The organism is Microvirga sp. P5_D2, assembly GCF_054049475.1.
Window position 1 is genome coordinate 1 of the sequence record NZ_JBFUMH010000200.1, and the last position, 8083, is coordinate 8083.

Consider the following 8083-nt stretch of genomic DNA (forward strand, 5'->3'; position numbering starts at 1 on the left):
CGGGTCTGGATGGGCCATTCATTACCGATACTAGCCGGAGGAGGAAGCAGGATAGCTGCTGAGACCAACGCGACATCGAGGACGATAAAGCCAAGTTTGATCGCCTCGCTGTGGGGATGGTGTCGCAAACGATACGGGAGGTAGCCTAGAACGAAGAACCCGAAGGCGTAGGCTCCGTAATAGAGATCGCGTGGCCATGGTACGAGCCAGATGAGCCAGACGGACACGACGATGATCGCGGTCAGCCGGGCATAGAACGCAAACTGGAGGCCCTCAAGTTCCGCCTGCCGAATGCTCGCCTGTAGGCGATCCTGTGGTCTCCCGGGAGACCAAAGCGATCGCATCGCCTGCAAGGCACTGGACACAAAGCCGATGATCCGGTTCGCCAAGTCAGACATGTGCTCGCTCTGCTGATCACGAAGGCTCTGGGCTTGAACCTGATAGCATTCCGGCAAGGGCCTTGCACGGTGCGAGCGGATACGGCGATAGGGTCAAGGCCGGGGCTTGGGCCCGGGGCCGGCAAGTCCCTGGTCAGTTCTCATCGCAGATCAGCGTCACGTCTGGATCACCAGCTCTACAGTGGCGCTGCCACGTCACCTGAGATCGCGTATTCGCGCGCGAGCTTCAGCCAGCAGATCCTCCCGGCTCTTCTGCCAGTAGATGCGGCCCCGGCGTAGGAAAAGGTGATGGACGAGGTGGCCACCTCGTGCCTCGACCCGCCTTGCGAATGCATCGATCTCCGTTTGCTCGAACCGGCTGTTGCCGGTCGTGACGAGCACGATTTCCTTGCCTGTAAGGTTCGTCTGCTCGACGTAAGCCCAAAGCGGCGTCGCCGGGCGGAACATCCAGGTCGGCGACACCAGGAAGAGGCGGCGAACCGGGTCGAGATCGATGGGTCCGACCTCGATCCGTGGCAGCTCACCGGCATTCGCATCAGAGACCGCCTTTCCCTGACCGGAGAAGTCGAGAGGATAGTCTGCCGAGATGCGAGCGATCGGCGCGTTGAACGTGCGCGCAACCTCCCGGGCGACGGCCTCGGAATGGCCGGAGCGCGAGTAGTAGACCACCGCAACCGCCAGGTTCGGTTCCCCCACCGGCGCGTAGGCGCCGCTCACGACGTAGGTCCGGTCTTTCACGGCCATCAAGGCGAAGGCGGCGATCCCAAGGACAGCCATGGTCAGGGTCAGGAGCCGTACGGATTTCCTGGTGCTCACGTCGGTCCCTCATGCGTATTCGGGCTTCAGGTCAGCCGAGGATACGGGTCAGAAGACCGCTAGGCGTGGTCGAAAGCCAGCGAAGCCGCCAGGGCGCGATGCGCATCGATCTGCCCCTGGATGGCTTTCAGGTTGGCCTCGACAGCCGCCATGGCATCGGCCCCAGCCACGAAGCGCAGGGGCAGTTCTCCCGAGTCCAACAGGGTCACCAGCGCAGCGGCCAGCTTGGCTGGGTCTCCTCCCTGCTGGCCGTTCATGCCCTTCCAGGCTGTGATCGTCTGCGCCGTGCGGCCGGCATAATCCTCGATCGAAAGCTCCGGCCAGATCGTCGAAGCGCCCTCGACCAAGAGTTCGGTGCGGAAGAATCCCGGCTCGACTGACATCGTGCGAATGCCATAGGGCGCGACGTCGAAGCGCAGCGACTCCATCCAGCCTTCCAGCGCGAATTTCGATGCCGCATAGGCGACCACGAATTCCTGCCCGATCAGACCCGCGGTCGAGGTGATTGTGATCACCTGACCGCTGCGCTGCTTCCGCATGACCGGGAGAATGGCGCGGGTCACATTCAGCGGTCCGAAGAAGTTCGTCTCCATTTGTGCCCGGAACTGTTCGGCGCTGATCTCCTCGAAGTATCCGGCATAGAAGTTGCCGGCGTTGTTCACGAGAACGTCGATGCGGCCGAACCGATCGACCGCAGCCTTGGCGGCGGTGATCGCGGCCTCCGGGTCGGTGATATCCAGCGCGACGGTCAGCAGGTTATCGTGTGCGCCGACGGCCTGGAGCACCCGATCCGCATTGCGTCCGGTCGCCACGACAGAGTGCCCTGCGGCCAGGGCCTTCTGAGCGATATCGATGCCCAGCCCCCGGCCGGCACCTGTGATGAACCAGACCTTGCTCATGTCAGTCTCCCATTTCCGAGCACTGCATCTACCGCATCCGGGAATCCGCGATTAGATGGTATTATCCGCATGGACTTAGAAAACGGATTTCTGAATGCGCCGGGACAACGTGAATGATCTCACTGCCTTCATCGCGGTTGCCCGCGAGCAGAGCTTCACGAAGGCGGCGGCGCAGCTTGGCGTATCCCAATCCGCGCTCAGCTACACAATCCGGATGCTGGAGGCCCGCCTGGGGCTGCGCCTCCTCACCCGCACGACCCGAAGCGTCTCCCTGACGGAGGCGGGCGAGCGCCTGCTTCACAGCATCGGCCCGCGCTTCGACGAGATCGAAAGTGAGATCGCGGCGCTGAGCGCCATGCGCGACAAGCCCGCCGGGACGATCCGCATCACCACCGTCGAGCACGCCGCCGAGACCATCCTCTGGCCGGCCCTTGCCCCTCTCCTGGCCGAGTATCCCGACATCAACGTCGAGATCATCAGTGATTACGGTCTCAAGGACATCGTTGCAGACCGCTACGACGCAGGCGTGCGGCTGGGTGAGCAGGTCGACAAGGACATGATCTCCCTGCGGATCAGCGCCGACCTGCGCATGGCAGTGGTGGGCGCTCCCTCCTATTTCGAAGACCGCGCCAAGCCTGACGTCCCGCAGGACCTGATCGAGCACAGTTGCATCAAGCTCCGCCTGCCGACCCACGGCGCATTCTATGCCTGGGAGTTCCAGAAGGACGGTCAGGAGCTCAAGGTGCGGATCCAGGGACGGACCGCCTTCAACACGGTGGGGATGATGCGCCAGGCAGCGCTCGACGGTTTTGGACTCGCCTACCTTCCTGAGGATCAGGTGGAAACCGCTATCAAGGAGGAAAGGCTCATACGGGTTCTGTCGGACTGGTGCCCGCCGCGCCCTGCGTACCACCTGTACTATCCAAGCCGGCGGCAGCACTCGCCGGCCTTCGCACTCGTGATCGAGGCGCTTCGTTATCGCGGGTAGGAGCACCTGCCTCCGAGGCGGGCGGCCGATCGGATCGCCTCCCATTCAGAAAGCAGCCTTCTAAGCCCATGCAAATCATACCGACTAATCTCTGAATGTCCGACCGACTAGCTTCGGTTGGTCACAGGCGCACTGGCGGCTGGGCCTCACCGAAGCACGAAGGGACGACACCATGAGCATGATCGCTGGACTGAGCCGCCGCCAACTCCTCCTGAGCAGTTCCATTGTCTCTGTCGGCGTCCTGCTCGCTGGAGCCGCCTCCGCTACCCCGGCTCCGGCACCTCAGAGCGCCGTCACCAGCACGCAGGCCGGAGACGTCGCCGTCAGCAATGTGGAGTTCAAGAAGAACGACATCACCTTGGCCGGGAACGTCTACTATCCCAAGGGTTTCAACCGGAACCAGAAGTACGCGGCCATTGTGGTTGTCCATCCCGGTGGAGGCGTCAAGGAGCAGACGGCGGGGCTCTACGCACGGAAACTGGCCGAGGAAGGCTTCGTCACCCTGGCCTTCGACGCCGCGCATCAGGGCGCCAGCGGCGGCTTGCCCCGCTTCGTCGACGATCCGATGAAGCGCGTCGGGGACATCTACAGCGCGGTCGACTACCTGGTCTCGCTCCCCTATGTGGATGCGCAGCGCATCGGTGCCCTCGGTGTCTGCGCCGGGAGCGGCACGACCGTGAAGGCGGCCATGACCGAGCGCCGCATCAAGGCGCTTGGAACCGTGAGCGCGGTCGATGTCGGTGCCGCCACTCGCAAGGGCTGGGATGGCAAGGCGCCGGAATCCGCTCTGATCGAGACGCTGGACGCCGTCGCCAAGCAACGTTCGGCCGAGGCAACTGGCGCCGCGCCGGTCTACGTGAACTACGTTCCCAAGATCGGCGACACGACGGCCCCGCGCGATCTACAGGAAGCCGCCAATTACTACCTGACACCACGCGGCCAGCATCCCAATTCGACCAACCAGATGCTGATGACCAGCATCAGCACCTTGGCATCGTTCACCGGGTTTGAGGGTGCCGACACCTTCCTGACGCAGCCGCTATTGATGGTTGCCGGCAGCGAGGCAGGCTCGCTGTGGCACAGCCAGGAGCTTCACGCCAAGGCCGCCTCGGAGGCCAAGGAACTCTTCATCATCGACGGCGCCACCCACATGGATCTCTACGACGGCGATGGTTCCTCCATTGCAGCCCGGAAGCTGGCGCCCTTCTTCAAGAGCAACCTCTAGTCGCCGCTGCTCCGCATCGAAGCCCTGGCCGACCTCAAAGGAGGTCAGGCCGGGGCAATCGCTCACCGTTTCCTGCGCAACGCTCAAGCCTTGCGGCTGTCACAGAGGCTTCCATGATCTCCAGTTCCGGATGTCCCCACTCGCGATCACGGTCGCCCTGCTGACTCTGTTCACGCTGGGAGCGAAGGTTCAGGCTCAAACCATCCGCGCCACGTTTCCAGCCAACTTCGACCAGATGGTGATGTACGGCGACTACAGGCGCGGCACCGGCGGAGAGCTGGCCTATGCTCTCAGAGAAACCATCGATCTCGCGAAGGCCGGCCAGCTATTGCCACCAGGCACTCGCCTTGTGCTGGAGATTTACGACAACGGCGCCCTGACTGGCTACTTCGTCATGGAAAAGGGGATCGATTGGGGCCTCGACTTCGCAGCAGAGCAGCGCACCGGAGACTGGCACTTCCAGCAGTTCGGCACCGACAAACAGGTTCGAAGGACTGCCATCGCCGCACGTTGCCAGTCCTGCCATCAGTCCCAAGCCGCGAACGACTACATGTTCACGATCGACAGGATGCGGGCCTACCTCCCGTGAGACCCTTGTTCCTGTTCCGCCTGTTCCTTGATGTCCTGGCGGTCGGCTTATTGCTGGCCGCTCTCGCCTATGACTGGCTCGGCAATGCAGCCCATGAGGTCATCGGCACGGTTCTGTTCCTGCTGCTGATCGCTCACGGTATCTTCAATCGCCGATGGTACGGCACGATTGCGAAGGGCTGGCGCGAGCCTCGCAGGGCTGTGGCCAAGACGATCACTCTTTCCCTTCTGATGACCATGCTGGCTCTCGTCGTGACCAGCGTGATCATCTCCCAGGCGGTCTTCAGCTTCCTGCCTTTGACCAGCACCCCGACCTCGCGCCAGATCCATGCATTGGTGGCTTACCTGGTCCTGCTCGCCGTCGGGGCGCATCTTGGGCTGCACGGGCCGATGATCATGGCCTTGGTGCGCAGATGGTCCGGTGTCGCGGGCAACAGCAAGCTCCGCACCTTCGTTCTGCGGGCCACGGCCGCAGTGATCGTGGCGTATGGGATTCACAGCCTGCACGTCGTCGATGTCAGGTCAAAACTGTTCATGCGGATGACGTTGGAATTCTGGGCCTTCGAGACTTCGACGCCGGCCTTCTTCCTGCATCACGTCGCCATCGTGGGTCTGTGCGCGCTGCTTTCGTACGGTCTCGTCCGGCTGCTTCCCAAGGCATAGGCGAAATCCGGCGCAGGACCGGGAGCTTCGATAGATATTTTCAAGGCGTCCAGACGTCGGTTCAAGACTTGAACCCGAGGCTTGCCGCAGGGTAGGGAAACTCTCCGCTTGCCCCAGTACGAACTACGAGAGCCAGGCGGGCGGTTCCTGTCGCGCCTTGCCGCTACAGGCGGCCTCCACGCACGCGGCCATGCTGCCGAACCGGACATCACGCCCAACGAGGCCTGGCGCATAATGCGCGTACTTCCCGGAGTTGGTCATCAGCGTTCGCACGGCCGCCGGGATCACCGGCTCGCCAAGCATGCACCAGCACGTATCCGTCACAAACTGGACGCCAAAAGCCTCAGCCACCTCGACATGCCCGGCTCGAGAAGCAGCTTCATGCACGGCTCGGCCACAGGTCACGACCACCGCGACGTCCGCTGACTTGGTTCGCCCCCGCACCAGCGCTGCCAGTCGAGCGCATTCATCAAGGGAGAAATGGGGATTGCCGAGGCTGACGAGCCCGACCTCCGACGATGCAGCCGTGTTCAGGGATTGCCATGCCTGCCGCAACTCGCTCGAATCGATGCGCACCTGGCGCCCTGGGCGTTGCTCATCTGCTTCCGGCGTGATCCCGGCAATGTGGAACATCGGTGCAGCGGCAACCGTGGCGAAGGCTGCGCCAAAGGCCTTCAACTCGTCCGGCCCGGCGGCGCTCGTCTCGAGTCCGCGGATCAACGGGATCTCGGTGCCACAAACGGAGCCGCAGCAGTATCCGAGCAGCGGCCAGAAGGCGTCATCGGCTCCTGTGGGCATCTCGACCTCCAGCGCGAGCGTCGCTCGCCGCCCGGCATCAAGATGGCAGCCCGCCAGCGGGGCACGCCCGGTCAAGGCGATACAGACGTCCAGGTAGTCCGGGTACTTCATCGTTCGCGCGCCGATTACGCTGTTGGCATAGACCACCGCGTTCGATTCCGCCCAGCCGATCTGCTCGCCAAACCGGGGCGCGCTCTCAAGCAGGTAAGGCGCACAGGTAAAGCTTGGCTGGGCACCCATGGCAAGGTAGGCGTCGGCAAGGGCGCTCGCTGGAATTCCCAGGTCTTGTGCGACGCCCTGCGCCCGCCAGCGGCGCTGGTCCACCGAGATGGAGTTGAGGGTCGTCGGCACCCGCACGCGCGCTCCCCGTTCGACCAGCATCTGCGCAAAGCGCAAGCTGGCCGGACCCGTATAGATGCAGCCGTCGATGTGGACCTGAGTGACATCCATGAAGGCCTCGGCCTCCTGAACCGCGGCCATCCGGAGCAGCAAGCGCATGGCAACCTGCGCCGCCTTGCCATGCTGGCCCGAGAGGAAAGCTTCGTCGACTGCGTCCAATCGGACTGTCGTGTCCACGTTGCTCTCCTGCTGCGCAGTTTCGGGTTGCCAATCCCCGATGGGTGGCTCGTGGAGGAGCTGAAGGCTGGATCCCACCACTCTGGCGTACCGGTACTCACCAAGGCGCGCGAACACCTCACGCTCGATCCGTAGCACCGGGATCGACTGCTCGAAGACCACCTCGGCGACCAGCGCACCGAGGGTGAGGATTTCCTCACGCTCACAGATGACGATGGCAGCCGGCGCATGGCCGTTGAGGATCAGTTCGAGCAGCACGCCGCTTCCGGAGCACGATCCTCGCCCGCTCGGAATCGCGAGCACCCGCCCGGCGAGGCTTTGGTTGCGCAAGGGGTGATGCTGATCAATGACGACCCCCGTTTGAGGATCCACGCCGCCCCAGAAGCTGAGCCCCACCATGGCGCTGAGCAATTCGCCTTGTGCATCGCCCGCCACCAACGTCCTGCCGTGTCTGATGAGATCCACGCTATCGTCTCCTGACCCAACGGGATGTTCAGGTCCAGGCCTTTGTCCTGTAATCCGTAACCACACGCAAGTCGGCTTGGGAGGGATCAAAGCCATCCGGCCAGGGGATGTGCTCACGGTTCCCGACGACCCGAAGCTGGTCCAGTATACCAGCAGGGTCGGTAGCACGATCGTGGACATACTCCTTCGGCGAGAGGGCGTGCATGGCTGTCAATCTTCGTCGGGAGCACGGCGCGTGCATTGTATTCGCGACAGTCTTGGATCAATGGACGCTGCCGGAGCACCAATGTGAACATGCCCTCCTGCGACAAGCTCGCGAGCGTGAGCCACTCGCTCAGGCTTTCCGTCGAGAACGCCTCGTCAGCAAATCCCTCATAAAGGTCCGGAGCTGGCACACCTGAGACGCTACGCCGAGGGCAGCARTCCTCACGGAACCAGACATTCCGAAAAGTGAAYGGACTTCACTGCCTGACCCAGCCTGTCGTCTAATCGCTCGTTGGAATGCAAGCCCTTTTTGGTGCCGAGGCTGTGGTTGCCGGGAGCAGTGTCGTCTTCGCGGTCGACATCAGTCGCCGCATGATGGGGCTTCGCAGGAGGAACCTTCCAAGGTGTGGAACGCACGCAACGTGCCTGATGGCTCGCAGGTGCAACAGGCTAGACGGAATGG

At 63.0% G+C, this 8083-nt stretch carries 7 protein-coding genes and 1 pseudogene; 4 read left to right on the plus strand and 4 right to left on the minus strand.

Annotated features, from left to right (window positions below; translation table 11 throughout):
• The 3 genes and pseudogenes from ACXJKO_RS27690 to ACXJKO_RS27700 form a co-directional block, all read right to left on the minus strand.
• Window positions 1–398 (minus strand): annotated as a pseudogene (locus tag ACXJKO_RS27690) (adenylate/guanylate cyclase domain-containing protein); the annotation flags it as partial.
• A 195-nt stretch (window positions 399–593) separates the two neighbouring features.
• Window positions 594–1214, minus strand: coding sequence for a flavodoxin family protein (locus ACXJKO_RS27695; protein WP_457094260.1), 621 nt, complete (start codon window positions 1212–1214; stop codon window positions 594–596).
• Between the two features lie 59 nt (window positions 1215–1273).
• The gene (locus ACXJKO_RS27700; RefSeq protein ID WP_457094261.1) at window positions 1274–2113 is read right to left on the minus strand and encodes an SDR family oxidoreductase; all 840 of its coding nucleotides are present in this window, start codon (window positions 2111–2113) and stop codon (window positions 1274–1276) included.
• 94 nt (window positions 2114–2207) lie between these two features.
• On the opposite strand from ACXJKO_RS27700, the gene ACXJKO_RS27705 reads away from it, so the two are divergent.
• The 4 genes from ACXJKO_RS27705 to ACXJKO_RS27720 all read left to right on the plus strand — a co-directional run bounded on the left by ACXJKO_RS27705 (window position 2208) and on the right by ACXJKO_RS27720 (window position 5577).
• Window positions 2208–3101: a LysR family transcriptional regulator gene (locus ACXJKO_RS27705; protein ID WP_457094262.1), complete on the plus strand. Its 894-nt coding sequence runs from the start codon at window positions 2208–2210 to the stop codon at window positions 3099–3101.
• Between the two features lie 172 nt (window positions 3102–3273).
• A complete protein-coding gene (locus ACXJKO_RS27710; protein WP_457094263.1) occupies window positions 3274–4326 on the plus strand; it encodes an alpha/beta hydrolase in 1053 nt (350 codons plus the stop codon).
• Window positions 4327–4456: 130 nt separating this feature from the next.
• Window positions 4457–4915 (plus strand): cytochrome P460 family protein, encoded by a 459-nt coding sequence (locus tag ACXJKO_RS27715; protein WP_457094264.1) that lies wholly within the window; start codon window positions 4457–4459, stop codon window positions 4913–4915.
• Window positions 4912–5577 carry a DUF4405 domain-containing protein gene (locus ACXJKO_RS27720; RefSeq protein ID WP_457094265.1) on the plus strand — a complete coding sequence of 222 codons (666 nt, stop codon included), beginning with the start codon at window positions 4912–4914 and terminating at the stop codon, window positions 5575–5577. Before ACXJKO_RS27715 ends, ACXJKO_RS27720 begins: the two co-directional genes overlap by 4 nt.
• Window positions 5578–5700: 123 nt before the next feature.
• On the opposite strand, the gene lhpI is transcribed toward ACXJKO_RS27720, so the two are convergent.
• A complete protein-coding gene (gene lhpI / locus ACXJKO_RS27725; RefSeq protein ID WP_457094266.1) occupies window positions 5701–7416 on the minus strand; it encodes a cis-3-hydroxy-L-proline dehydratase in 1716 nt (571 codons plus the stop codon).
• Between the last annotated feature and the right edge of the window lie 667 nt (window positions 7417–8083).

Bases quoted from the DNA above. Each gene is read 5' to 3' on its own strand.
- ACXJKO_RS27705 (WP_457094262.1), top strand. From the start codon at position 2,208: ATGCGCCGGGACAACGTGAATGATCTCACTGCCTTCATCGCGGTTGCC.
- ACXJKO_RS27710 (WP_457094263.1), top strand. From the start codon at position 3,274: ATGAGCATGATCGCTGGACTGAGCCGCCGCCAACTCCTCCTGAGCAGT.
- ACXJKO_RS27715 (WP_457094264.1), top strand. From the start codon at position 4,457: ATGTCCCCACTCGCGATCACGGTCGCCCTGCTGACTCTGTTCACGCTG.
- ACXJKO_RS27700 (WP_457094261.1), bottom strand. From the start codon at position 2,113: ATGAGCAAGGTCTGGTTCATCACAGGTGCCGGCCGGGGGCTGGGCATC.